We start from the raw sequence: 23920 nt of genomic DNA on the forward strand, positions 1-23920 counted from the left end.
TTCAGTCGAAGCGGTAACGCAGTCCGGCCATCTGCTGCGCCATTTGCCGTCCAGCGCGTAAGGCTTTACGGGCAGAGGCAAAATGACCTGTGCTGGCCAGCTGCTGATAGTGCCAGTCGCGTGAACTGTAACCCGTTCTACGCGAAATGATGGCGGTATATCCGTCATCAGACTCGACGACCTCGGCGCGGAAACTGCTGTGACCGCTGCGGTTCGTGAACCATTCTGCCTGTCGCTGCTTCATTGCCACTGTAAGGCTGCTGAGCATGCGGGTGGTACGGGTGATGAGTATCAGCATTATACTGCTCATGGTTTTCTCCTTGATGAATGCGGAGAAAACCGTCACCGCGGATGCGGGAAGGTTATCCCCGCAAGGGTTATCGCGTTTGTCTTAGTGACGCCGGCTTTTGGTGTATGACTCATTCGCAATCCGGTTGAGGCTGAACCCAATGGTCCGGCTCAGTCCATCCAGCGATCTTCGCTTATGAGATTCTCTTCGTCCTGGACCGCGCGCCCGAAAAAAAACGTCCAGGCAGCTTCGTCAATCTCTCTGGCCATATTGCAAAGGCCTTCGAAGAAAGACTTCCAGGATTCAGGAATAAGATTGCGCACAGACAATGCTGCGAGGTCTTGTGCAACAGCAGCCATGTCCCAGACATAGTACGCAAAGCCATCTATGTCGGTTGGAGTGTTAAGGCCAAGGCGACGTAGAGCTGCAATGCTCAGCAAATCACCTTCAGCATTAACAAGCGCCACTTTGTGCGCAGTCAGCTCACGGGCACGAATGTGAAAGGATGTTTCAGGTAAATATTCGTTCATAAAGGATTCCTTAGAATTGAGGAACCCTGTCCCTAAGGGGGACAAAAGTCCCGTCAGGGTGACAAATGATTAAATTGTTCAGACCGTCATGTTAAGTCAGAGAGAGGGTAGCTTTGATAAAACATTTCGCGCAGTTGGTTAGTGGCTTCGTCCAGCGCTTTTTCCTCGCGAGCCCGGGTTATGCCCTGCTGAAAAGCTTCATTCCAGTGTCGGCTGTGGACCTCTGCGCCCAGAAGGATGAGACAGTCCACTGCGTTCTTAACAAAGTCATGTCTGACGTAACCGGATTCCATGGCAAAACCCGTGGAATCTGCAACCCACCTGATAAAAGTCAGGTAATCGGGAAGGCCGTCTGCAGGCATCTCGGGATCGACATCGACCCTGAATTTGTTCATTAAACGGAAGTGAAGCTGTGTTTTGACGTAATCCACTATAATTTCTGCGTCAGCAGAAGAATCACAACGGAGTAAAGTGCCTGGATTGAACACACGGGTGTAATGCATCGGGGATATCTCCGTTAATGAAGGAAACAGCCACCCTGTACGGGAAGTGTTTTCCCGTAGAATTAATATCTGGAAGCGGAGTTGAATGGACCTTGACCCGGTTATCAGGTCCCTGTTTGCAAAGGTTAACAGGTTTGAACCGCCCGAAAGCGCCATCTCTCAGGTTTTAATGGCATTGGCATGTGACTACCCGAAGGCGTTCCTCTCAAATCACCGGAACATTGGCAGTTGTCGATGTGACAACGGTTAGCAATCTAAGCCTACACAATCCGCTCGTTTCCAGCAATACCAGGTAGATAAATTTCTCAATAAACAGTTACTACTGCCAGTTAATAACAAATTAGTGATTGTTAAAAAAGGCAGACAGGGCGCCATGGAATAAATCGAGAAACGCATGGTGACGTGGGTATTCTTCATCATAGTGCATGTGCGCTTCTTGTGAGCAGGCTACTTCGTAATACCCTCGTTCGAGAATAAATGTAGCTCTATCGCTCAGTTTCAAAATAAATCGCATAGTCCAGTGACAGAAAAATGAAATTCTATTCATCACTCTCAACCTTGTTATAAACACGGGCCACATAATGCCCTCTGCCATCCCCATGCCCCAGGTCCATTGATGCAAGAGCCTGCGCCTCTTCTTTACTGAAACCGTTTTTCATATGAAGATTCATCACATCGACAGAATAGGCATAGCGTAAACTGTGCGGTGCATACTTCCCGGTCAATCCGGCTTCACGCACTATATTACGGTACCGCTCGATAGCGGTATGTAATGACGGCTTATCGATTAACTTACCGTTATTTTCATTCAAATATTTTAGCGCAATACTAATTGCGGAAAGAGTAGCATCACGATCCAACACAGTTGTGTCTCTGGGACGACCTCCTTTTGTCCCGAATACAACGCGTATTTTTTCGTTACCAGTAAGTAGCGTTTTTTGCCAGGTTTTTAATGATTTCGCGGACTGGACTGTTTCTTCGGTTCTTAAACCCAGTAACCGGGACAACCTCAATGCACAAGCTACACCTTCATCCTTTTGTTCCACACTCGTCAGCACCTGCCGGAAATAATTATCGGGAATGGCAACCTTTGTTCCGTCACGACTGGTTTCTGAAATGCCCAGAGCCTGGTTGCTCAGTTTTTCGTGAGTCGGGTCAGCCATAAAAGTTTTTCCTGCAACCCGAAGCAAAGCCCGGATGGCCGACATTTCATTCTGGAGAGTACGCTTTGAAATTTCCTCAGATAGGCGGCTTTTCATATACAACTCAATATGTCCGGTCTTTATGTGTTTTACATCTCTAATCTGGACGTTAAGTTTTAATAAACGCTCAGCAAACCTGTCCGCAATTTTCATGCGGTCAGAAACAGTCTTAAAACTTCCCCCTGCCTGTCGGGCAAGCGTTTTTAAATTCTTATTCAGTTTTGCCATAGTCAACCTTCCATTCAAACAGGTGTCAGTGCTTTTCCGTCTGCGTGAACGGAAAAGCACTGACACCGACTGCGCTAGAGCTACAGACGATGAATTTCACCCCGACGGCACGGTTTAAGGTTGCGCTTCCTGCGTCTCGACAGATATCTGTGCATCGGGGCGGCGAAAAGTTGAGTTATTGCGAAGCTCCCCAGGTCTCTGACCTGCTCGCGGTTTTCACCGGGCTGAAATGAATCAGTCTGCTTCCACACACCAGTATGTTTACCGGTGTCGCCATCGATATCGTGTAGATTTTTCTCCTCTTTAAATGAAGTTCTGCCCCCTTTTTTTGGGTAAGACGTTTGGTAGATAAATGAACAAACAGTGAGTGATGTACGTCTTTAAGGCCCTCAAACCTTAAAGTACGTGTTGGTCAGTTGGTAAAAGAGTTGTTGAAACGGCAGTGCGTCAGCTCTGCCAGTTATGCGCTGCGCGCGTCACTTGGTACTCGTTTCACTCGAACGCAAGTGACGCCGCGCTCCTCTGCTCTCAATGCAGTCGTGGAAGATGCCCAAATGTTCCAAATGGTCATACCCACGCCGCAAAGCTTGCAACGGATGCAGTCGTCAAAAATCGAGACGAAACGAAGAAAACAGACAGATGAGTCTGCAGGAAGTCTGTCAGAGACAGCTTGTTTGTGAAGGAATATCCTTTATCGCTGCTAACGCGATCCCCATTTTCAAAGGCTAACGGGTTTACCGCCCGAAGGCACCGTCTCTCAGGTCATGACGGTTTTGGCATGCAATCACCCGAAGGCGTCCCTCTCAGATTGCGGGGACATTGGCATGTTGCTTAACGCAACGTTACAACGAGGGAGATGTTAGATCGGAGCATGATCCTTTTACAAGTTAAATGTCATAGCTATATGTGAATCAAAAAGGTAACGAGTCTGAAGCAGGTGCCTTGAATTAATGTTCATCTAATTCTTAGAACCCTGCGACAAACTCACCGACGATTTTTCAAAAGTCGTTAGAAGGAATTGAACACAGATAAACGTCCCCATGTTGTTGAATAATCCATGCTGAATAATTGCTGTGCGGAATGCAGAGTTAAATGCTTATAACTTTCATCAATATAGTCCCTAATCTTTGCATTACTAATAACAATACTGGAAACAGGAATTTCAACTATACCTGCTGAGTACCTGTTCATTATCACCCATTCATCTCCTTCCATCTTATCTGAAGGAAAGCTTAAGTGTGAATACAGTATGTTCTCTACAGGTATACTTAGCTCAAGCGATATATCCCCATAGCCACCTTTTTGATTGGTATCGGAAAAGGAGTTAAGAATGTCCATTCGTACAGGTATTTTTTCTTTCCCCAGTAAATTAGCAGCAGCTTCATACAGCATAAGTAAGCTACTGTAGTTCATTCTCTCAGCAAAATACGATGATATTCTCACTTCATTTATTTTATTTTTCAGAAGCACTCTGGGCCGGATTTCGCGCCTTAAATTTATATGACTGACCCCTGCGGTATTTAAAACCCCTTGCAGATGACGATAAATATCCGCCAACTCACCGACGATTTCATTTAACTGTGTTTTACTCAGGGAGGCAATAAAAGCATCAACCTCATTACTATACCTGGCGTATATTCTGTCATCATCAATTGATATTTCACGTACATCAAAGGTCATAGATATAAGTCTCAGTAAAATTGCATATCCATTACTTTTCTTTTCGCAAAATCCAGTAATGAATTCGTATTTTTTAATTTTACTGCCATAACCAATACACGCGGATAAAATATCGCTTGTCAAGCTAAATTTATGGTCATTAAAATAGATGTCTAAATCATGTGTTTTAGATGAGGCCATTTTTACACCAGTATATTTTAAAGATAAATTCTAATTTTCCAAACCCACTATATTCATCTAAGGATCATTTTGATAGATCCCGTAATGTGGTGCCTGATGAAACGAACTGTGATTTTTGTACAAAAATTTGCCAGCAGTACTATTTTTTAGTACCGTGAAACGACATGTCAATCTTGGCTTTGCGTTGTGAATGAGGAAGGTCATATGGCTAGTGACTGGAATGAAGAGTTAGATAAATACGAGAGTGGTCGTAGTTTCGGAGATGATCTCAAGGACTCTATCAGGGCCGCTCGATCTGTCACATGTTTGATAGCGTCTAAAAATTCTCACGCTGCCTCTGGCAGGGCAATAAATTCTAAAGATAATGGATGGATTTATGGTTCACAGGGATGGGGTAATTATGTGAACGGCGAAAAAATGGAATATGACAGTGAGGACTAGCACTGAATGATAGAAGTATCATCCAGTGCTTGGGTTTATATTTTCTTGATTTGATTTAACGCAGTGTTTTTAACTTGCTTTCCAGCTTCTTCTCCTGCTTGTTTTGCCTGAACAGACCCTTTTTCCATTGCAGACGAAATAGCAGTACCAAGTTGAACTCCTACCCACGATAACATACCGAGCCAGAATGCCGGGAAAACCACGTACATCATCCCCAGAACCAGATTCATAATCCATCCGTCTCGGGGAGAGCTAAGGAAATCTGCGATAGGTTCACCTGAAGCAAGTCCGTTAGCAGCAAGGCTTGAGTACAAAATGGTTATCAGTCTGTCATCAAGCCAGCCAGCAAGCTCCCACCAGAAGGTGATGAACTGCAGTGCAAACAGCGCAAATGATATAGTAACCACCGTTTTGGGCTCGTAGGCACTGAACATCATCAGCACAGGTATGACAGTAATAATCATCATCTGCAATAGCGCCTGTATCATGGGAAGCGCCTGTTTCAACGCATCGAAGCCAGGAAGTGCCTCTACCTGTTTCATGCCTAAACCTACAGTAGATGCCAGCCGTGAGAGATTACCGCCAATGCCTGACGCTGTATCATCCGCACCGGCCATATAGGTCACCCCTCCGCCTGAAAGTCCGGCGTTACGCGGGCTGACTATCCATCGAAGTACCACTTCCTCCCACTGTTGACCTGGAAACTGCCTCTGCACTTCTTTACGTGTGTAATCACTGAAAGTGGCTAGCACGCGAGTGCGCAGCCCGGATGAGCCACCGGACCACCATGTTTTACAGGTGGGATAGCCTCCCTGACCGGTGTCCGGATAGCCGCTGTCGCGCGTGCTGTCATAGGGCCACTGGCTCCTCGGGGTGGTGGCGGTGTAGTAATCATAGTAACCCGATGTATTCAGGAAATAGTCGCTGCCTATCCAGCCTACCGAGTTAATGGTCGCATCGCTGAGCTGAGTATTGCTGTTTTTGAGGCGGAAATATGCCCGGGAGTAGCACTGGTCGGCAAAATCCTGCACCTCCTGCAGCAATACAGGGTCACGCAGCTTGGTGTTCTGCACGTCAAAGCGCATCTGGCGCAGCTGTGTGCCGCAGGGGATAGATGCAATCATCGCCTGTGTGGTCCCCTTAGACATCATATGCAGCAGATACCACCATATGGGTACCTGAGCGGTACGTCCGTCAAAGTCGTTAACCAGTCCGCTGTAACCGGAGTTTTGCGGCGTCGGCACGCTGATGCCACACTGCTTTGCTCTCGAACTGTCGAACTTGATGGTGCTGATATCCACGGGCAGGAGTGGAATACAGCAGAACAGCATCACCACGAACGAGACGTAAATAGCGTGCTCGATGCGCGGCATAGCCAGAAGCCCCTTGTTCCCCTCATCCGCACCTTCCTCACGCACCTTAAGCCAGACGCCAAGCACTTTAAACACCAGCGGCAGGGCAAACAGTCCCGTGCTGCTGAGGATGGTCCACATGGCGTTATTCATCACCCAACCAAAGAGGACCAGAAAGTATTCCAGATAACTGTTTGCAGTCATGGTCTTTTCCTTATGCCGTGCCGGTCCAGGCCACGCACTCTGTGGCCAGAATAAACAATACGCCGAGCAACTCGGTACGCGGCAGGCGCGCACGGACTTCCGGCCAGCGCCTCAGTAGTTGTGGGCGTACCTTCATGAGCCAGACTCCTGCGATACCGGCATACATCATCAGTCGCCAGGCAAACAACGCCCAGCGGCTGTCATGCAGCCAGCGACGGGTCAGGTGGCCATCCGGGTCGTAAGCCATAAATACGGAAGCCAGGGCAAACATACCTGCAGTAATCAGAACCAGGACGGATACCATCATAATGAAACGGCCTGTGCGGCCGCGGAACCAGGTGCGTTTCATGTCAGTTTGCTCCGGAAGACTGCGTCTGGTTCATCTGGCCAAAGCCCTGGTCCTGGTTGCCGGACTTCTGCTGCAGCTGGTTGTCCTGGTTACGGGTTCCCTGACGCGCGAGCGTGGTCAGCAGGCTGTTGTTGCTGATGGACTTGCGAAGCTCCATTTCATTACGCAGGGCATTCAGTTCCCGATCGAGCGCATCAATACGACGGTCACCTTCGGCAATCGCCTCTGGCTGTTCCGCTGCGTTGGGCTCAGATTCGCCCGTGGTCAGCATGCGTCGCATGGTCAGCGCGGTTTCCACGGTGTCAGCCATCGCCAGCTCACCGGCCAGTCGCTGAACCAGAGCGACCTTGTCCGGGTCATCGCGCAACGACTGGATGACGCCGCGCGTCACGACAAGACTGCCGGTTTTAAGGGCTGCGAGGTTATCAGCCGTTGGCTGCAGTTCTCCGCCGACCAGCTTGCCGAGCTGCTCAAGATTGCCTTTGGTGGCATCTTCCAGCACCGGCGAGAACCCTGTACCGGCAAGCGTGCTACCAGGCTGATTGTCTGAACCGCCGCTGGTGCACTCGCTGGTCTCACGGCAGGTGCGAATGGAACGGTCGCCCAGTACTTTAACCACCGCTGCGGCGGCCGCATCGGACGTTGGCCATCGCTGACATACGGTGCCACTGCAGCCCGATGTGCTTACGCTGCTGTTACTTGTGACCGGCAGGCTGTTCATCATGTTGTATCCTGCCTTCGCGAGGTCCCGCGTCGGCTGAATGGCCTGCTGGCCTTTTCCGCCGCGTTTCTGACCTCCGACCCAGGTCACCCCCTCTTCACCGGTTGCTTTCTGCAGTTTCTGGTCGCTGGAGACGGCATCACCGCCGCTGGAGGCGACAATATCCTTGTACTCTTCGGAGACGGCGGCCTGTTGCCACTTACTCCCCAGCGTATAATCGGCAAGCTTTTTCGACATGTTCTGGCAGTTGAGCTGGGCTTTATCAAAACTGAGTCCCGCCTGCAAAACGCCGTTGGTGAGCATTTCATACAGTCCCGGATTCGCCCGCTGGATGGCCATTGCCGGCATGCTCATGACTGCGCCGGTTGCGCCCTGAATAACGTTACCCATCAGGTCCTTAAAACCACTTGTGACCCCGTTAAGCTGATTGCCCACGGTGGTTTTCAGGTCAAAGTTGCCGCACATGAGGTCGCTGCTCCAGCCGCTGTTCAGACCTAAACGTGACATGTTGCTGCGGCTTGGCGGCGGGGAAATGACCGATCCGCCCCCGATCGAATAGAACAAACCATCATTAATGGCGCCGCTGACCGAAGCGCCCCCTGATGACAGCGATGTATCAACGGCCAACGCCGGCATGGAGATAAGAGAAAAAAGCGTGCACGCCGCCACCAGGCGGAGTACAACCCGTGTCTGCTGTTGTTTCATAGGTTTATCCTCAGGAGAAATCGGTGCTGTAAAGGAAGGTCTGGCCACGGCGCTTGCAACAGCTGTAAGGTTGCCAGAGTGCCCAGGCGTAGTTGCCGTCTTCAGCAATCTGGCCATCAGTGTCCGGAAATACCGCGCAGCTCTGCGAGAGCTGAGGAGATAGTCGCTGCCACTTGTGATTTTTGGTTCCCGTGTTTTCCTGTACCGGATCGGGTGGCCAGTAGCCTGGTGAACGCTGGCCTGTGAGCGGACTGTAGACGTGAAGCTGACCTTCCCGGGTGATGATATCGGCCACGCGCTGAACCACTATTGCCGCGGATTTGTAGCTGTCGGTCTGCGTGACAAAGCCGCCACGTGGATAAACGTTGCCCCACATCGTCCCGGATGTCGTACTGCCAATTTCACGCTGCCCCGGGATTAGGGCTTCCGGATAGAAGGATTCAGGCACGCCGGTGCGCCAGGCGAGCGCATCGAGAGCGCTCGTAAAATACGGCATAAAGGGTGTGGCGGCGCTGTCACACGAGTAGCCCGACACCATACCACCGATGAGTTTTGTCGCCGGATGACCGTATGCATCGCCATAGTAAAAGTGCAGGTTCTGCTTGCGCTCGCCGGGCGCCTTCATTTCCTGGCGGCCGCCACCGGTCGGCACACCGCCCGCGCCGCCCAGAAGGGCGCTTTCGGCGCCGTCGGCCAGGCTGCTGACGGCAGACATTTCGGTCCAGGGATTGGCGCCGGGGCTCAGATAGGCCGACACCACGGCCTCAGGGATATAATGCGTCACCTTGACGGATGTTTTCACCGAGCAGCCAAACGGCGTGCAGAACAACCAGTAGCAGATGCCGCTGATACGCCAGCTGATGCAGTCCTGACTGGCGGCGCTGGAGAGCAGGCTGGCAGTATTGACACTGGCCATCGTGCCCGTGCAGGCCAGCAATGTTGCCAGCGCCAGACGGCGTGGGCGGGAGAAGGACATTTTCACTGGGCTTTCTCCTTCCAGGCATTGAGCTGCTGCGTGGCTGTACCGACGTCGGTGGTGCCGTACACGACCCACCTGTCGTCAAACACCACGGCAGGGTACTTCTCCAGCCCCAGTGTCCAGGCGTGCGTGAGGCCGACGTAAGCGCGTGACAGTTCCTGCTGACGCTGCTGAAAGGCCTGTGAGCTGACGATCGCGCGCGCCTGCTGCTCAGCCTGCGCTGGATCTGCCGGCAGGGGCCCAAACATCTGCGCCTGAAGCCTGTCGGGCGCATCGAGCAGAACGACGGTGACCTCTGACCCGGGATTGCCCGCGACCGGGTGGGCGCTGTCGGTGTAAATAACGGTACCGGCGCATGCACCGGCGGAAAGGAATAACGCTGTGAAGCAGCTGACGTTTAATTTCATGGAGAACACTCCCTGAGTGAATAACCCGCTCAGGGTGCGTTCAATATCGGGGCGGGTCAGTAATTAACTCTGAGCCCGTTAATGATATTTTTTCGCCCCAACGTCAGGTTGACAGAACGGGAAAAGTGCACCGATATGTCAGGTGACAAACCGGGGAATATGCACTGTTTCAGTTCAGTTGCCCCCACTGGTTTCACGCCACTCAAGGTAGTCCATCTCATTCATAAATCCGGCCGCAGCCGCGTTACGTTCGATGCTCCACCGCGTTTCGCCCTCCTGAAGGAAAGGAAGCCAGTCGGAAGGGACAGCCCTTTCATGGGCTGGCTCAATGTCCTGCTCATAAAAGTCTTCCGTTTCGCCATCAGCCCCGAAATTTTCCGGAAAATCACGGGCAAACCACTTTGCCCTGTTTTCCCACGCACGCATGGTCCAGGCGGCCAGCGTCTCTTCATCAGTATCTGTCTCATAAGCCAGGAACCTGACGATCTGGTCACTCAGCATGTCCTCCGTTACTTCAGGTAAAAGCGATAAATAATGCGTTTTTAAGGCATCCAGCCAGTGTTGCTCATCAGTATCCTGCCGCTCATTCGACATGTATCCGGAATTTTCCTCATCTGATGCATACCATTCTTCAAAGGCCTGCTGCTCCCGCAACCGCTGAGCCTGGTTTTCACGGGTCTGCTCAATACCGGTGGCCACAACGCTGTTCCAGTCAGTTTCAGCCGGAGCAGCCGGGGCCGAACCGTTCAGCAGCTGATTAAGCAGACTGAGCCGGGAATTATCTTCCGGCTCTGACGGTGCTTTGACAGCGTCTTCAATGCCTTCGCGGCTGATTACGCCGGGTAGACCCTTTTTCTCCCTCCCGGTGCTGGCCCGCTCTGTCAGATATCGCTCTCGCCAGGCCGTCCCGGTCGCGCGTTTACCCTCACCCTCCAGACTCGTGGTGTATTTCATCAGCCAGACATGCATGTAACGCTGGCGATCGGGCGCACACAGAATGCTGATATCATGAAAGCGCTGATAAAAAGCCTCGTCGTGGCCACAGTCCATGCTGTCACCTTCGTGTGCCACCTCATGCTCCGTCAGGCTGAACAGGAGACTGGCGGTCTGGAGCGCGTCGGATTTAAGCCGGCGCACGATATCGATGTTATAGGCAATATAAGTATCTCCGTCCGTCCACGCATCGGCAGACGTAGACTCACCCAGAAGGATCTGAAAACGTTTGCCGCCATAAGAGCGTGACTGATAGCCAGACTCGCCCCCCGAGCACACGGCGGCATACTGGGCCAGGCACCAGCGCAGTGCTGTCCAGGCCCGACGCGTTTCCTTATCAAGCTGTTTTTCGCTGACCATCTGCGTGCGATCGATAAAGTTGGCGCTGAGGGTATCAAAATCAACCAGCGCCAGGTCGGTCTGCCAGCCGGAACCCCATCGCTGTTGCCCGGGTAACTGTTCACGGAACGCCAGCAGGTTTGCGCGTACGCGGCTCAGGCACTCCATGAATTCATCCGGTTCAAAGCAGCCGAAGCGGGCGAGTGTGACGGGGTGCACTACGGGCGCGATACCAGCCCGGGCAATAATTTCCCCGCGCGGAACATCGCGTGCATACCGTGCGAGGGTAAAACAGTTTTTATCTGTTGCCGCCGGGTAATAGCGGCATTTGCGGACAAAGTGCTCAAGTGTGACGTGGCGTTTTCCGGGCAGGAGGGTGATGACCTCCTCACCGTTCATTAGCTTCTGGAGATCCCCCTCTCCTGCGAGCAGCGCGCGCGCCGTTTTCTCCCGTCGCGCTTCTGTTTTACGGTGCTTACCCTGATTGTCTGAGAAATCGGCGGCAAGCTCGCCAAACCTGGCGGCAACGACTTTCCAGACAGGGCAGGTCTTGCGGAGGATTTCAGTCCGCGAAACGTTCAGCGCAAGAGGCTTTTTGCTGACGATGAGGCCGCCGGTACCCCAGATATGGCCAGGGTCGTGACGCACCAGAACACCCTGATTGTAAATCGACAGGGCGCCGTCTTCCCGGAGACGATACCAGGCCACATCGTCCTCCGCGTCCCATGTCTCCCGTGCTGGCTGGCGTGAAATCAGGGTACCATTGAGGCATACCGAGACGGGGGTATAGCGTACCAGGTCACGTATTTCCTGAATGCACGACATACGCTCCTGGCTGCTCAGCGGTTCATACCATTCCCCGCGGATACAGCAACCCGGCTCAGCCTCCGCAATTTCCTCCAGGTCGTAGTGATATCCCATTACACGGGTATCAACCGACATCTGCCAGCGCTGCGATCGCCAGACTGTGCGGGCATGCGCCATAATCTGGCCGCGGCCCAGACGAAAGCGACCATAGGTCGCATCCCCTTCCTGATGCGGCGTGCCAAAACGGCCAAAGTAGCGCTTAACGCCATCATGTGAAGTAAATCCGCGACCGTCATCGCGGCAGGAGAAGCCCTCCTGGGAAATATCAACAGTGACAGCGCCGGCTGCGGCATCGACGCTGTTCATGATCAGTTCGATAACAGCTTTACCGATCGAACCGGCCTGACTGTAGATGATGTGGTGAATAATTTGCGGATCGAGTTCAAAGGGATAGCGCATTAACAGACTCCTTTTTATGGACTGAAGTCCATTTTCTGGTTATGCGCACAGGGTTAAATAAAGAACTGTGATTGCCATTGTGAAAGAATAGGTGGAACTGTTCAGACATGAGTCATGCCGGTGGAAAAAATGGAACTGAAAGACACAATTGCTGAATCGCTGGAAAGCAGGGGCTTATGGCGACGAGCAGCCTATCGCTGGCTGACCGTGCTGGATAATATTACTGACGATGCCGCACGCGAGGCCATCATCCGCCGCAGAGAGCGCTGTCTGGGTCACGCCGCCAATCTGTCACCTGACGGTCGGAGAAGCGAAACACGGCGACTTTATAAGATTCAGAGCCGGTATAATGACGGTTATTAAGTCGTTGATGGATTTTTGTTAGTGCAGAGGTGTTCGTTATCGAGAAACAAAAAAGGCTCCATACGGAGCCTTTACAACCAGGATGGCTGGATCAGAGAGGTTTTACTTTAAAAGCGCCTGCCTGTTCAGCTTTTGTCTTAACAGTCAGAAAACGCTTTAACATTTCAACCTTACCTGCATGTACAGCGGTATAGTCAATGCCACCCTTCTCATTGGTCCGGGTAGTGTTGCGTTCTAATTGCATAGTATGCTCCTTGAGTTGTAAACAAGAACCCCATTTTTTCGGCATAACGCTTGATGTACCTGTCATAAACGCGCTGCAACTTTTCGTTGTCTGCGCCGAAAAAAATTAGCTCTATCTTTTCAGTGTCAGCGACACGGAAAATCATCTCGACTATCGTTTTATAAAGATAGTTTAGTTTATGTAAGTGAAGATCCAAGCCGCCAGCAGGTTTCCCGAAAGGGTTACCGTCGGCACACGGGTTCTCTTCAGTTGCACGATCATAAAAACTCACGACCTGTATGGAGAACAGGCTTGCTATCTCCTCTCCAATCATCTGATGCATCGTTTCAGCAGCAGCAGGATCAACAGATGGAGGCATGAACAGTAATCTAATCTCAATCCGCCGCTTTGAGCATCCTGACAGGATGAACTCAATATCAACGTAGGCACCTTCCCCGAACCGGTCACCAAGTATGACCAAACCCTCAGAAAAATGCTTATGTTTAGATGCTTCCAGATTGTCTTCATGCATGGTAGACAACCTGCAACGGATGACTGTGTTTAAGCAAGGTGGCTATAATACACACACCAGATGAAAAGTAATACACATTTTCTCCGCCGTTGTCATGACTGAGAGCATGTTGAAAAACATCCATGCTAATCGGTCCATAAATTGGAAAATCGGCGTAATCCTACAAAACTTTAAGAAAAAGTTACATTTTTATTATTAGTAAAATGCGTCCTGAAGCGGGCTCTATGCCGCCCGCCCCCGCAGCCTGCCTGACGGCCCGACAGCAAAAGTCGCTGTCTGACCGTCAGGCAGGGCCAGTTTAATTACATACTACTCCGCCTGTTACCCTGTCTATCTCCTTCAATACCCACAGCAGGTCGGTGGCATCCGGCACGCAGATATTCCAGCGCAGGCTGGCCCCGAACTCTGCCTCATTGGGCCATAAAGTATTACCCGTAACGGTAATCAGAATATCGAGCGTTTTCTCCTGAGCATCAGCCAGATGAACCGCTACGCAGCTGCGACGGCCTACCCGGTGGGGATACACCGAAAGCAGTACCGGTTTGTCCAGGCGGTTAATGATTTCCCGCTGCAGTAAATCCAGCGACACGCTGTCAGCCTGCCCGATTGAGGCCTTCCCCTGAGGCGGAACGTTAAAAATGACAGAAGCGATCAGAGCCTTGTCCGGTACGACCATTGGCGGTGCCATAGTCAGTTTTTTCATGAATTCCCCTGTCAGATACTCAGTCCGCGATTTTCATCAAGTCGGCGCGCAACATGAAACGCAGCCTCAAGTTCACTGCAATTTAATTCGTTCATGATTTGCCGTCTCTCGGCTTTTTCCGGTTTTTCGGTCATCCCTAAAGCCAGATACAGACTGGGCGGAACTGCACGGAACAGGGCCTGGACTTTTTCTGAAAGAATGACCCCTTCGGTATATTTTCGCGGCACCTTGGTGGCAGATAGCAGCATGACACGCTGTTCATCCGTGAGCGTCTTGAAACGGGCAATCTGCTCCACTTCCTGCGGAGGCATCACCAGACAAATCCACCACTCTGCCATATTCAGCATCTTTTTAGCCGTGTCCGGGAAATCCTCAAGGTTCTGGGTGAATATCCAGAGCCATGTGCCCAGCTTTCGCCACATTTTGGCAATTTTAGTCGCATAAGGACCTAGCAGTGGGTTCGTGGTCACAATATGCCCCTCATCGATGGGCACAATAATATCCCTGTCGCTGTACTGGTCACGCTCGGCGATATTGTTGATGGTGTTCAGCAGGGAAATAACGGCTACCGCCATTTGTGCTTCATAGCCCTCACGGGCCAGCGTCCCCAGGTCAACGATCGTCACATCCGCCTCTGGCCACGGGGTGCCAGGACGGTTGAAAAGTTCACCTTCAAATCCTTCCGTGAACATCCGCAGCGCCTCTGACATCTCCTCCGCGCGCGACCGACGCGCAGCGGTGCGTTTTTCGCGGCCGTCTTCACCGTGGCTGATGTCCCGGGCAATATTCTGCAGTGCAAACATCAGGTCTTCAGGCAACATCTGCCGGTCTTCATTGTACGCGGTTCTGGCCGCAATCATGATGGCCTCACGGATCATGCCGCGGTCTGCGCGCGTTAACCTGGATTCTTCCGCAGCTTCTCCACCGGTAATCATCAGCCGGGCGGCAATTTCCATCTCACCCAGCACATCCCGCTCTTCATCTTTATCTTCATCATCATCAATATCAGGAAGCGCATCTTCACTGATGATGAGCGCGTCCGGTTTCACCTGCATCAGCAGATGAGAATCTCCGAACGGCGCAAGCGAGATAACTTTTCCGGGCTTGATGCTCACCCGGTGAACGCTGAGGCCGAGAGACGCGCAGTAATCACCAAAAAGTCCGAAGCTGTTGCCCGCTTCAATCAGAAAAATACGGGGGCGATAAATGGCCATCATCTGCGCAAGCTTAACGAGTGCCGTTGCAGACTTACCTGCACCGGTGGGCCCGAACAGCATCAGGTGGGCATTCTGCGTACGGTCATTCCTGTTGAGTGGGTCGACCGAAAGCGGTCCGCCTCCCCGGTTAAAGAACGTGAAGCCGGGGTTGCCGGTGCCGGTGTCTCGTCCATACACCGGTACCAGACAGGCAAAATGCTGCACGAACATCAGCCGGGTATACCAGTTGTGACGATCCTGCGCCGGATTGAAGCACATGGGTAAGGCGCGCATATAGGTACTCAAAGGACCGATATCATGCTCAGGGTTTACAGGTTCCAGCCCGCAGTTAAGCAGCTTGCTGCTGAGATCGAGATAGCGCCGATCAAGTGAAGGCAGATCCCGCGCTTTGATAAGCAGCGTAACGGCGGCGCGATAAAGCTTATGTTTATTGCCCAGGTAGGTACGTGCCGTGGCGGCGTCTTCACGCGCGCGAAGGGAATCCACGTTTTCACCCATTGAATCGCGGCTCAGGCGGGCAAATGTTTCCTCCAGTTTATCCTGCGGATGGATCACCAGCGTCAGGGTCAGCACCGTCCCCTCCGGCAGCAGATCCATGATGGCATTGATATTATCACCACGTTTTACCTCTCCGGTCAGATGTCCGGTGGAAGGGGCGTTGCGCAGTCTGGCAACGGGGACGGCCTTGTGCGCCACATCATCGAACCACCATACGCCTTTCTCCCCGTCGCTGCGGGGGCGGGTAAACCACAGGCTTTCACTGAAATCATTCAGCAACGGCAGCTCGCCGGGCGCATCGTCGGTGTGTTTTGCGCAGCGGTACAGCGTGGCCTTGTCTACCCATTTCGGATCCGGATTGAACCAGCGCAGTAGCCAGCTGTGGATCTGCTCTCCATTCTGACGCTGACACCGAATTCCGGCGCCACTCAGTGCGGAAGTCAGTCGATCGCATACCTGTTTGAGCAGTACTTCAGGCGCCATCGGGTCACGGTATGGAGATTCAACCCAGCGGTAGATCACCATTCGGGTTCGCCTGATCTGACCGCGCCAGGGCGCACCGGTCACCGCATCATCTACGAAGAGTCCCTTTTCACTGGCCACGTTCTGCAAATGACGGGCCTGCTCGCTGAGCCAGGCTTCCGTAAATGCGGTTCCCTGCGCACCAGGTTTGACATAACCCCGGATATTATCCATGTAGGCAGTCAAATCTGATTCATCCTGGCAATAGAACTGGACTACCCACTGATGGGCATCCAGCTCCGGGAGACTGTCCTGCAGGGCGTTTTCCACCACGTCGCGAATTTCGTCGAGTCGCGAATCCGGACGCCCCTCGGTTCCGACCGGAATGATTTCGTAAACGGCGCCTACCGAAACGCCGTCATCGAGGAGGATGCACTCGTGCGCCGGGAGATATTCTCCCCATGGGATGTGATCGATAATGGACGGGGTTGTACTGTACAGGGTCGCTTCATCACGGCGGGTCAGACGTCCTTCGCGGGTCAGCGGCTCATGTCCGTTAACAGAAAACGGGCCGTCACCGTACTGGTGCGGTGCCTCAGCTTCCGCCCTGCGGCGGAAAAGTGAAAAAGCCATTACAAATCCTCCGTGCGCTCGCCGGGCAACGCGTACTGTACCTGGCTGTAAAAAGGAAAGACGGTGCTGTAACCGGGCACCGGCGTATTGCCCTCAGCGAGATGCGGGAAGACGTACATCACCATGTCGGGATTAGGCAGGCGAGGAAACGTCTGCTGGATTTCGTTTTCCTGCGTGCGGCTGTAACTTTCACGAATCTGCTGAGCGATCGTCCGCTCAGAGTCCGTCACGGGCCGGCGCAGGGTGGTACGACTTTCTCCCGTGGCGTGGGAGGCGGAGGCGCCATCGTTCCACAGCTCGAGCATAGAGCTGTCACCGGGCGGCAGCATCTCATCCTTTGACGTGCTGCAGCCGGCCAGCAGAAGGGGCAGCAAAAATATCAGAGGTAACATACGGTGGTATTTAGCGGTTTGCATGGTCTTCCTCCGTTGTTTCAGCCCCGGTTATCACGGCAGACACCTGCATCACCCGTCCATCCGGAAGGTAATAACGCACATCTTTGCGTTCCCGTGCCAGTTTCTGACCTACCGCGAAAATGGCGCAGTCCGTCACATCGTGGTGAATCCCCTCCCACTTTCCGTTGTCTTTGCGGACAAAGCCCGCATAAAGTCTTCCACCGAGTGGGGTATACCCCACCCTGTATTCTAAATGGGTGTTTTGCATTGAATTCCCCGTCAGTCCATTCCTGTGCCATTACCGGCAAGGCTGAAGTCATATTTAACCTTGCGGCCTTTTTCTTCATAATCGATGGCCAGCTGGCGCGTGATATGTAAAGCGACCTTCTGACCAGGTGGGACATAGATGGCGTCGAAGGTCTGTCCGTAGCGGGCTTTAACCCAGTCGATCGTTTCCCTCATACCGCCTGAGAGCGCTTTGCCCAGCACGGCCTGACCGGCATCACCGGTGAGAGACGAAGTCACGCCACCGTAGGCGTTGGTCTGGGTGGTATTCTGGTTCTGCGCAAATGCGTCCCCCGCAGCTCCCGCGGCGGCAAGCCCTGCGATGGTCGGCAGGTAGGTTGAGGCGTTGCTTTTACGCGTACCGGAGATGCATGGAATACCGTTATCGTCTGAAAGCCATCCGATGCTGCTGTTATTGCCGTTCGCGTTACCACTGTTCTGGGTGCCGCCACTGTTCTGGCCATCGGGAGAAGGCAGCGTTCTGACGGTACCGTCGGTAAAGACAAACGTAATGCTGGTAATGGAGCCGCGCACGCAGGACAGCGTCCAGTCACCAGTGGCGGTCCCGGATACAATAGCGCCCTGCACGTCGGGCAGTTCGATGCCATTAGCCGTCAGGTTGTCTTTACCAATCATGACTTTAAAGGGATAGGGATCCGTGACTTTGCCATCAATCGGAATACGCCCCAGGAGTGCTGTCATCGCGCGGCTCCCGACCAGCGTTGAGTTCTCCGGTAGCGTATAGACTGGATCGGTGGCCTTTTGTGCATCAGTGAGTTGAGTCTGCACCGCTGCGGCAGTATTGCCGGCAGCCTGTTTTCCCGCCTGACCCACATCACCAAACGATGTGGCAAACGAGAAACCCGTTGCGTTATTTTTATTGGTTTCAGTTACTGCCTTTCCGCTGGCATCAACGGCAATACCGTCTTTAGGTTCTACCCACTGCAAACCGTCTGGAGAAGGGGTGCTTGCTGCACCGGGATTGAGTCCATTGTCGTAACCCAGCCCTATCGGTATGTCACCGCCCGGACCGCTGCTTTTTGCACCTGCATTTGTACCGGCCCCACCGTCCTGCAGCTGATCCATGAGCTGCTTAACCTGCGTTCCGAGATCGTTAACCTGCGCGCTGAGCTGAAGGCGCTTCTGTGCCTCTTCAGCGCGAACATTGCTGACAACCTGATTAATTTGCGCATCAACGTTGCCGTTAGTGGTTTTGAGCGCCTTGTTTTCGTCACTGAGTTTTTTATTGTCATCAGCAAGTGTGTCCAGGCGATCCTGTACTTTACGGAAGTTGCCCACCACCGTGCGCAGCGTATCCTGCGGCGTATCACCTTCAATACCGAGCGTTTTAAGGTCTTCTGGTGACAGGTCTTTCAGTGCAGCATTCGTTGGTGCGTGTGAACCGGTGGAGGGCTGGCCACCGCCTGAGCAGGATTTCACGCCGACGACAATGGCGCTGGCCAGCACCACCGGCACAGCGACCCTGACAATGAGATTAGAGGAAGGTGCTTTCATTATTTTTCTCTCCGCTTACGGCCGTCAGCAGGCTGCAGTGACGGCGGTTCGGCGATAAAGGCTCCCTCCGGACGCCCGGACGTTACCAGATAAAGCACCGTGGTATCCTCTGGCGTGCCTGCACGCCCCAGCCAGCGGTGCTGGAAGGCCGCCGTAATGAACTGGCCCTCAAGCGCACGCGGATCGAGGATGACCTTGCCCGATGAACGATTACGCACCTGCAGGGCAATGACGCTACTGCCCTGAAGGCTCCAGGCTGCCATTGGCGTGACGGAAACGGGCTCAGAGGGCATGAGCGTGGTAATGGACGACGGCAGTTTGAGGGATACCGGACTGATACCCGGCACTGCTTCTACCGTGCGCAGCGGACCATACATGTTCTGCGCCGCATAGCGGGTCAGGACCACCGGCAGCGGCGCATTAAGTTTCGCCGGCTTACTGCCTGCCTTAGCTGTCTGATTATCCGTTTGCTGAGCGCTACGACCGGTGCTGTCCCCGTCACTGCTGATGGACTGCTTGTCACGCGCAGTAGCCGTGGCCACCTCACCGTCATACACAATTTTCACCGGCTCACGTGTGGTTTTACCCGGCGCTGCAGACACGTCGAGCAGAATAAGTTCCCCGTTCTCTTTATCCTGAAGCTCAAGTCGCGTCACCGGGAACGCTTCGCTGGCATCGAGATACACCGCGCCACCCGTGCTTTGAATGCGCAGTTTGCTGTTAAGCGTGGGCGGAAAACCCACTCGCACGTTTTTATTTACGAATACGATGCGTTCCTGCCCGACGGTAAGCGGGACCTGAAGCGGAATACGCTCCCACTTCATCAGTTCCACCGCACTGGCCATACCAGGGAGAAACAGGCCAGAGAGAAGAACAAGAGAGTACTTTTTCAATGTATGCCTCATCACTTTTTCTCCGGCTCAGGCAGGGTGACAGCCTCCAGGCGCTGGGGCGTGGCCGCATAACAGTCCAGCGCGAGACCGAAAGGGTTGCGCTCCGGATCGCCTTCCCAGCGCACCACTTTCAGGGGGTAGCGGACCAGCGCGCGCTTAACCGACTCAGTGTGGTAGTACTCATCTGCCACCAGGTCGAGCTGTGCAATCCAGTGGTCCTGATCGAGAATGGTGACGCTGCGGTTTCTGTAACCACGGCGCGGGATTTCATATACCACGCGAACGCGATCACGAAGCTCATCACTGTTCTTACGCATCTCTGCGTCTTTGTTCAGAAAGTCCTGACAGGATGGTGTGAGGTACGGGCTCATCTGTGCGATTTTGGCCGGATAATCCACCTCGCCATTTTTTGGCCAGGAATTCAGCTGCTGAAAAATATAAAAGGCAAAGCTGTAGACGGTTGAAGGCGGTACCTCCCACCATTTACGCGTACTGCCGGAACGCAGGTCCGGCGGATTGTGAATGGTCAGCTCGGAAGGAGCACGCATCCAGCCAACGCCCGTGACCAGCAAACCGGCAAACAGCAGCACACAGGCGATGCGCAGGGAAATAATGTGATTGTCGCGTGCCGTCATGCCATTACGAAAACGACTCATCGCTCACCCCCGCGCGTAACAGCCCGGGTACGTTTTACCTCCCATGCACGGCTGTCCAGAACCATCGAGCGTGACAGGCGGGCCCTGCAGCGAATTTCTTCCAGACGCTGCCAGATGTAGTTCTCCGGCTTGCCACGCTTGTAGCGAGCAATCCAGCCTCCCCCCAGGAAAACCACGATGAGTGGCATCAGCAGCATGCAGGTAGGAAACGCCAGCCACCCGATAAAAGGCACCACCGCCAGCGGCACTGCCAGAGGGACACCGGCAATGACACCAGCAATGGCCGCCAGCAGAAACTCACCAGACGTAAAACCTTTCCACACCACAGGGGGGTTATTCAGACGGTCAGGAAGGAAATCGATGACGGCCATACACGCTCCTTACAGAATGTCTGAGGCTTTGGTGGCCAGATATATGACTGCCAGGATGAGCATGATGCCCACCACTGCGTAAAGCAGGAATTCTGTCCAGGAGCCTTTGCCCTTTCGGATGTCGTGGAAAGAAGTGATGATGGCATGCGCAACGGCCAGAAAAGCGCTTGTACATATAAGCAGGCCCAGTGCCAGTCCGGCCATCTTGGCGTAGCCCATCATGGTGTTGTAGGTGCCACCACCACCTCCTGTCGTGGGCTGCTCAACAGAGGGAAGGTCTGCCAGAGCCTGTCCGGCAGACAGTAATCCTGAAAGCAGTAGCCCCGCCCGCGCATAAGCAGAGTGGTAAAACCTGAGTAACTTGGATTTCATTGATTTATCCTTTCAGTGGAAAAACAGAAAGAGCATCGACAGGTAAAGCACGACCAGCCTGACGGCGAGCTCATTGAACTGACGGAACGTCACGGATTTTGATACGACCCCGCGATAGGCCTGAACCAGCGCCCAGGCGCAGAAAAGCAGAATTACGACCGCAAGCGTGCCGAGAATGAGAGTATTCAGCTGCCCAGGAGTCAGGCTGCTGCCGGTCCCCGCGCTCCAGCCGTTCAGTTGCGCACCGTTCATCGCCATGCGGGTTCCTCAGCACGATACTGGCCGGTAACTGAGGACTGGCGGGATGCAGGCTGTGCCCGAGAAGGTTCAAGATAGGTCGTTATACCCTGCTTCATGGTGGAGATGTCGCGCGTTGCCTGCTGGTAATCGAAATAAAAACGGGCATCCTCGGTCTGATTGGCCACCACACGCGCCCGGTCCAGACCGGCCTGCACCTGATCCAACTGACGTAAAACCTGCGCCAGCTCGTCTTTTTCTGATGCATGGCACTGCAGAACGGGAAGTGTGGCTATCAGCAGTACAATGAGTTTTCTGGTGTGACGCATGGAGTTCTCCCGGTTAACTGGTCGTCGGGAGATTGACCTAAAGGCGAAGACCTTACAGCAGTAAATTCTTTATGGGGATTGAAAAATAAATGTGTATGTGGGGGGGGGGGGGGGGGAAGGCCTCGTTAGTAGTGTGTTACTTACGCGGGTATTTTGTTCATCGTTGAATGACTATGTTGTAAGAGTTTACAGCAAGGATACACTTCTGTGCGTTGGTGCCGATAACATCCCTGGGAATTACTGATTTTTGTTCACAACAATTAAACCGGGAAAAAAATGTTAAAATTCTTCAGAAAATCTTGTCAGGCGGAGAATATAATGCCTGTAACAGTTGCGGAGGTTTTACCACAATCCGAAGACATACCATTAAAACCGATGCCGAATATGCTCAACTGCGTTCTGGACATGATCCCTCAAATAGTCTGGTCCTGTGAGGGAAAGGAAATAACAGAAAATTCACCGTTATGGTTATCTCCTGATGCGCCGTTTGTTTTCCATAAAACACAATCCTCAACAATTAATCTTTCAGATTTATGTTCACTTATTCACCGGGATGATATTGGTCGCTTCAAGCATTTTATAAGAAGTGCTTCCGTTACTAATTCTACCTCACACAATCATGAAAGATTCCGCATTTCATCACCAAGTCAAAGCGAAGAGTGGTACGGTGCGACCATCAAACGTGAGCGCTGCCCAGACGGATTAACGCAGAGGATCAGTGGAACATTTTTGAATCTCACTGATGAAATTGCACGCCAAGGTGATTATGACATTGTCCAGACGCGTTTTAATCTTTCACGTGAAATGCTCAATGACGGACTATGGGACCTGCAAATTATCGGCGGTGACCCCCTCCACCCAAAAAACGTTTTTTGGTGGTCCCCTCAGTTCCGCAAATTACTTGGCTTTGAAACCGTTGAGGAGTTCCCGGATGTTATTGACAGCTGGGCATCGCGTCTACATCCGGATGACAGCCAATACACTATCGACGCTTTTATAAAGCATCTGAATGATCGCAGTGGGGCAACCGGATACGATGTTGATTATCGATTAAAACTTAAAAATGGCGAATACCGCTGGTTTCAGGCCCGTGGTCAGACAAAAAGATCTGCAGATGGCACACCTCTTCGGGCTGTAGGGGCACTCATAGACATTCAGCCACGTAAGGACAGAGAAAAACATGCGGAACAGGAGCAAAGACGAGCAGAAATGGGAGCAGAAGCGGTAAAAGAAATTGCGCAACTGGTGTCTGAAAATGCGAGCATTGCTGCTCAGATAAAACTTGTTTCTCTCAATGCCAGTATTGAAGCCGCCAGAGCAGGTGTGCAGGGGCGAGGATTCTCAGTCATCGCCAGTGAGATAAGAGAACTGGCAGACAGGACAGCCGAAATAACTGCTAATATAAGCCGACTTCAGGGCAGGCTGAACATATCAGAAAATAATAGCGACAACTTAAAGTAAATTAGAACATCCTGGCCGTCATTAATTATAAATTCATCAATTTCTGACGGCCAGTTGAAGACGATTCCCTGCGTCCGAATTTAGCTGTAACGTTGAGTGATATCTTATGAAGGAATTTCTAAATGATATAAGAAACTATGAGACGCTCTGCAAAATCACTATCCGAATCAATGAGGCGCCCTGATGTTTATGAAGAGAAGCAAATGATACCAACCATCAGTAATCCTTATGCTTTGCCTTTCCGCTAAAATAATTATTGAAAGATCGTTCCGCAGTTAGACAAGAACTGCTAGATTGCATGTAGCATTAAATGAATTATGCTGCATGTCACTTCATGTTACCTGTGGTTTTAATTTGCAGTATAGATATGAAGAATGTGAAAGACTTTTTTCTTGGGTAGTCTGAGA

General features: G+C 52.4%; 26 protein-coding genes. 2 read left to right on the forward strand and 24 right to left on the reverse strand.

From position 1 onward, the window contains the following. Position 1 precedes the first annotated feature (1 nt). The 11 genes from LH22_RS19630 to LH22_RS19685 all read right to left on the reverse strand — a co-directional run bounded on the left by LH22_RS19630 (position 2) and on the right by LH22_RS19685 (position 12368). Entirely contained in the window at positions 2-310 is a 309-nt protein-coding gene (locus tag LH22_RS19630; protein WP_038649591.1) for a hypothetical protein, read from the reverse strand. A gap of 149 nt (positions 311-459) precedes the next feature. Next, positions 460-819 (reverse strand): hypothetical protein, encoded by a 360-nt coding sequence (locus tag LH22_RS19635; protein WP_052059463.1) that lies wholly within the window; start codon positions 817-819, stop codon positions 460-462. Positions 820-905: 86 nt separating this feature from the next. Continuing rightward, positions 906-1322 (reverse strand): hypothetical protein, encoded by a 417-nt coding sequence (locus LH22_RS19640; protein WP_038649594.1) that lies wholly within the window; start codon positions 1320-1322, stop codon positions 906-908. 539 nt (positions 1323-1861) lie between these two features. Further along, positions 1862-2752 carry an integrase domain-containing protein gene (locus tag LH22_RS19645; RefSeq protein WP_038649597.1) on the reverse strand — a complete coding sequence of 297 codons (891 nt, stop codon included), beginning with the start codon at positions 2750-2752 and terminating at the stop codon, positions 1862-1864. A gap of 1008 nt (positions 2753-3760) precedes the next feature. Next, positions 3761-4612 (reverse strand): hypothetical protein, encoded by an 852-nt coding sequence (locus LH22_RS20660; RefSeq protein WP_038649600.1) that lies wholly within the window; start codon positions 4610-4612, stop codon positions 3761-3763. Between the two features lie 476 nt (positions 4613-5088). After that, a complete protein-coding gene (locus LH22_RS19660) occupies positions 5089-6609 on the reverse strand; it encodes a conjugal transfer protein TraG N-terminal domain-containing protein (RefSeq protein ID WP_038649606.1) in 1521 nt (506 codons plus the stop codon). A 10-nt stretch (positions 6610-6619) separates the two neighbouring features. After that, positions 6620-6958, reverse strand: coding sequence for a hypothetical protein (locus tag LH22_RS19665; protein WP_038649609.1), 339 nt, complete (start codon positions 6956-6958; stop codon positions 6620-6622). Position 6959: 1 nt separating this feature from the next. Next, positions 6960-8315 (reverse strand): integrating conjugative element protein, encoded by a 1356-nt coding sequence (locus LH22_RS19670; RefSeq protein ID WP_205625009.1) that lies wholly within the window; start codon positions 8313-8315, stop codon positions 6960-6962. Positions 8316-8394: 79 nt separating this feature from the next. Beyond that, positions 8395-9360: a TIGR03756 family integrating conjugative element protein gene (locus tag LH22_RS19675; protein ID WP_430905175.1), complete on the reverse strand. Its 966-nt coding sequence runs from the start codon at positions 9358-9360 to the stop codon at positions 8395-8397. A 2-nt stretch (positions 9361-9362) separates the two neighbouring features. Then, on the reverse strand, positions 9363-9770 hold the full coding sequence (locus LH22_RS19680; protein ID WP_038649615.1) for a TIGR03757 family integrating conjugative element protein: 408 nt from the start codon (positions 9768-9770) through the stop codon (positions 9363-9365). 174 nt (positions 9771-9944) lie between these two features. Further along, positions 9945-12368, reverse strand: a complete 2424-nt coding sequence (locus tag LH22_RS19685) for an ATP-binding protein (protein WP_038649618.1) — start codon at positions 12366-12368, stop codon at positions 9945-9947. Positions 12369-12497: 129 nt separating this feature from the next. Here LH22_RS19685 and LH22_RS19690 point away from each other — a divergent pair, with 129 nt between their 5' ends. Next, entirely contained in the window at positions 12498-12731 is a 234-nt protein-coding gene (locus LH22_RS19690; RefSeq protein ID WP_038650295.1) for a PerC family transcriptional regulator, read from the forward strand. A gap of 91 nt (positions 12732-12822) precedes the next feature. On the opposite strand, the gene LH22_RS20775 is transcribed toward LH22_RS19690, so the two are convergent. The 13 genes from LH22_RS20775 to LH22_RS19750 form a co-directional block, all read right to left on the reverse strand. Continuing rightward, entirely contained in the window at positions 12823-12975 is a 153-nt protein-coding gene (locus tag LH22_RS20775) for a hypothetical protein (RefSeq protein ID WP_167540453.1), read from the reverse strand. Next, positions 12941-13486, reverse strand: coding sequence for a hypothetical protein (locus LH22_RS19695; protein ID WP_052059467.1), 546 nt, complete (start codon positions 13484-13486; stop codon positions 12941-12943). The genes LH22_RS20775 and LH22_RS19695 overlap by 35 nt, the downstream gene beginning before the upstream one ends. Before the next feature lie 298 nt (positions 13487-13784). After that, positions 13785-14189, reverse strand: a complete 405-nt coding sequence (locus LH22_RS19700; protein ID WP_038649622.1) for a hypothetical protein — start codon at positions 14187-14189, stop codon at positions 13785-13787. Positions 14190-14200: 11 nt separating this feature from the next. Then, positions 14201-16999, reverse strand: coding sequence for a conjugative transfer ATPase (locus LH22_RS19705; RefSeq protein ID WP_038649625.1), 2799 nt, complete (start codon positions 16997-16999; stop codon positions 14201-14203). Continuing rightward, entirely contained in the window at positions 16999-17415 is a 417-nt protein-coding gene (locus LH22_RS19710) for a TIGR03751 family conjugal transfer lipoprotein (protein WP_038649628.1), read from the reverse strand. The genes LH22_RS19705 and LH22_RS19710 overlap by 1 nt, the downstream gene beginning before the upstream one ends. Beyond that, the gene (locus LH22_RS19715) at positions 17402-17662 is read right to left on the reverse strand and encodes a DUF7446 family protein (protein ID WP_038649631.1); all 261 of its coding nucleotides are present in this window, start codon (positions 17660-17662) and stop codon (positions 17402-17404) included. Before LH22_RS19715 ends, LH22_RS19710 begins: the two co-directional genes overlap by 14 nt. Positions 17663-17673: 11 nt before the next feature. Then, complete coding sequence (locus LH22_RS19720) at positions 17674-19194, reverse strand: TIGR03752 family integrating conjugative element protein (protein WP_038649634.1); 1521 nt, start codon at positions 19192-19194, stop codon at positions 17674-17676. Then, a complete protein-coding gene (locus LH22_RS19725) occupies positions 19194-20099 on the reverse strand; it encodes a TIGR03749 family integrating conjugative element protein (protein ID WP_081946747.1) in 906 nt (301 codons plus the stop codon). Before LH22_RS19725 ends, LH22_RS19720 begins: the two co-directional genes overlap by 1 nt. Further along, positions 20099-20743: a PFL_4703 family integrating conjugative element protein gene (locus LH22_RS19730; RefSeq protein ID WP_038649637.1), complete on the reverse strand. Its 645-nt coding sequence runs from the start codon at positions 20741-20743 to the stop codon at positions 20099-20101. Before LH22_RS19730 ends, LH22_RS19725 begins: the two co-directional genes overlap by 1 nt. Next, a complete protein-coding gene (locus LH22_RS19735; protein ID WP_038649640.1) occupies positions 20740-21114 on the reverse strand; it encodes a TIGR03750 family conjugal transfer protein in 375 nt (124 codons plus the stop codon). The genes LH22_RS19730 and LH22_RS19735 overlap by 4 nt, the downstream gene beginning before the upstream one ends. 9 nt (positions 21115-21123) lie before the next feature. Next, positions 21124-21486: a TIGR03745 family integrating conjugative element membrane protein gene (locus LH22_RS19740; protein WP_038649643.1), complete on the reverse strand. Its 363-nt coding sequence runs from the start codon at positions 21484-21486 to the stop codon at positions 21124-21126. A gap of 12 nt (positions 21487-21498) precedes the next feature. Further along, positions 21499-21744: a TIGR03758 family integrating conjugative element protein gene (locus LH22_RS19745; protein WP_034948937.1), complete on the reverse strand. Its 246-nt coding sequence runs from the start codon at positions 21742-21744 to the stop codon at positions 21499-21501. Then, positions 21735-22052: an RAQPRD family integrative conjugative element protein gene (locus tag LH22_RS19750; protein WP_038649646.1), complete on the reverse strand. Its 318-nt coding sequence runs from the start codon at positions 22050-22052 to the stop codon at positions 21735-21737. Before LH22_RS19750 ends, LH22_RS19745 begins: the two co-directional genes overlap by 10 nt. A 276-nt stretch (positions 22053-22328) precedes the next feature. On the opposite strand from LH22_RS19750, the gene LH22_RS21000 reads away from it, so the two are divergent. Beyond that, on the forward strand, positions 22329-23513 hold the full coding sequence (locus LH22_RS21000) for a PAS domain-containing protein (RefSeq protein ID WP_038649649.1): 1185 nt from the start codon (positions 22329-22331) through the stop codon (positions 23511-23513). Positions 23514-23920 lie beyond the last annotated feature (407 nt).

The organism is Pantoea rwandensis, assembly GCF_000759475.1.
GTDB classification, from domain to species: Bacteria; Pseudomonadota; Gammaproteobacteria; order Enterobacterales; family Enterobacteriaceae; genus Pantoea; species Pantoea rwandensis_B.

Excerpts from the sequence above, each read along its gene's own strand:
- LH22_RS19630 (WP_038649591.1), bottom strand. The coding sequence starts at position 310 with ATGAGCAGTATAATGCTGATACTCATCACCCGTACCACCCGCATGCTC.
- LH22_RS19635 (WP_052059463.1), bottom strand. The coding sequence starts at position 819 with ATGAACGAATATTTACCTGAAACATCCTTTCACATTCGTGCCCGTGAG.
- LH22_RS19640 (WP_038649594.1), bottom strand. The coding sequence starts at position 1,322 with ATGCATTACACCCGTGTGTTCAATCCAGGCACTTTACTCCGTTGTGAT.
- LH22_RS19645 (WP_038649597.1), bottom strand. The coding sequence starts at position 2,752 with ATGGCAAAACTGAATAAGAATTTAAAAACGCTTGCCCGACAGGCAGGG.
- LH22_RS20660 (WP_038649600.1), bottom strand. The coding sequence starts at position 4,612 with ATGGCCTCATCTAAAACACATGATTTAGACATCTATTTTAATGACCAT.
- LH22_RS19660 (WP_038649606.1), bottom strand. The coding sequence starts at position 6,609 with ATGACTGCAAACAGTTATCTGGAATACTTTCTGGTCCTCTTTGGTTGG.
- LH22_RS19665 (WP_038649609.1), bottom strand. The coding sequence starts at position 6,958 with ATGAAACGCACCTGGTTCCGCGGCCGCACAGGCCGTTTCATTATGATG.
- LH22_RS19670 (WP_205625009.1), bottom strand. The coding sequence starts at position 8,315 with ATGCCGGCGTTGGCCGTTGATACATCGCTGTCATCAGGGGGCGCTTCG.
- LH22_RS19675 (WP_430905175.1), bottom strand. The coding sequence starts at position 9,360 with ATGTCCTTCTCCCGCCCACGCCGTCTGGCGCTGGCAACATTGCTGGCC.
- LH22_RS19680 (WP_038649615.1), bottom strand. The coding sequence starts at position 9,770 with ATGAAATTAAACGTCAGCTGCTTCACAGCGTTATTCCTTTCCGCCGGT.
- LH22_RS19685 (WP_038649618.1), bottom strand. The coding sequence starts at position 12,368 with ATGCGCTATCCCTTTGAACTCGATCCGCAAATTATTCACCACATCATC.
- LH22_RS19690 (WP_038650295.1), top strand. The coding sequence starts at position 12,498 with ATGGAACTGAAAGACACAATTGCTGAATCGCTGGAAAGCAGGGGCTTA.
- LH22_RS20775 (WP_167540453.1), bottom strand. The coding sequence starts at position 12,975 with ATGCAATTAGAACGCAACACTACCCGGACCAATGAGAAGGGTGGCATT.
- LH22_RS19695 (WP_052059467.1), bottom strand. The coding sequence starts at position 13,486 with ATGCATGAAGACAATCTGGAAGCATCTAAACATAAGCATTTTTCTGAG.
- LH22_RS19700 (WP_038649622.1), bottom strand. The coding sequence starts at position 14,189 with ATGAAAAAACTGACTATGGCACCGCCAATGGTCGTACCGGACAAGGCT.
- LH22_RS19705 (WP_038649625.1), bottom strand. The coding sequence starts at position 16,999 with ATGGCTTTTTCACTTTTCCGCCGCAGGGCGGAAGCTGAGGCACCGCAC.
- LH22_RS19710 (WP_038649628.1), bottom strand. The coding sequence starts at position 17,415 with ATGCAAACCGCTAAATACCACCGTATGTTACCTCTGATATTTTTGCTG.
- LH22_RS19715 (WP_038649631.1), bottom strand. The coding sequence starts at position 17,662 with ATGCAAAACACCCATTTAGAATACAGGGTGGGGTATACCCCACTCGGT.
- LH22_RS19720 (WP_038649634.1), bottom strand. The coding sequence starts at position 19,194 with ATGAAAGCACCTTCCTCTAATCTCATTGTCAGGGTCGCTGTGCCGGTG.
- LH22_RS19725 (WP_081946747.1), bottom strand. The coding sequence starts at position 20,099 with ATGAGGCATACATTGAAAAAGTACTCTCTTGTTCTTCTCTCTGGCCTG.
- LH22_RS19730 (WP_038649637.1), bottom strand. The coding sequence starts at position 20,743 with ATGAGTCGTTTTCGTAATGGCATGACGGCACGCGACAATCACATTATT.
- LH22_RS19735 (WP_038649640.1), bottom strand. The coding sequence starts at position 21,114 with ATGGCCGTCATCGATTTCCTTCCTGACCGTCTGAATAACCCCCCTGTG.
- LH22_RS19740 (WP_038649643.1), bottom strand. The coding sequence starts at position 21,486 with ATGAAATCCAAGTTACTCAGGTTTTACCACTCTGCTTATGCGCGGGCG.
- LH22_RS19745 (WP_034948937.1), bottom strand. The coding sequence starts at position 21,744 with ATGGCGATGAACGGTGCGCAACTGAACGGCTGGAGCGCGGGGACCGGC.
- LH22_RS19750 (WP_038649646.1), bottom strand. The coding sequence starts at position 22,052 with ATGCGTCACACCAGAAAACTCATTGTACTGCTGATAGCCACACTTCCC.
- LH22_RS21000 (WP_038649649.1), top strand. The coding sequence starts at position 22,329 with ATGTTAAAATTCTTCAGAAAATCTTGTCAGGCGGAGAATATAATGCCT.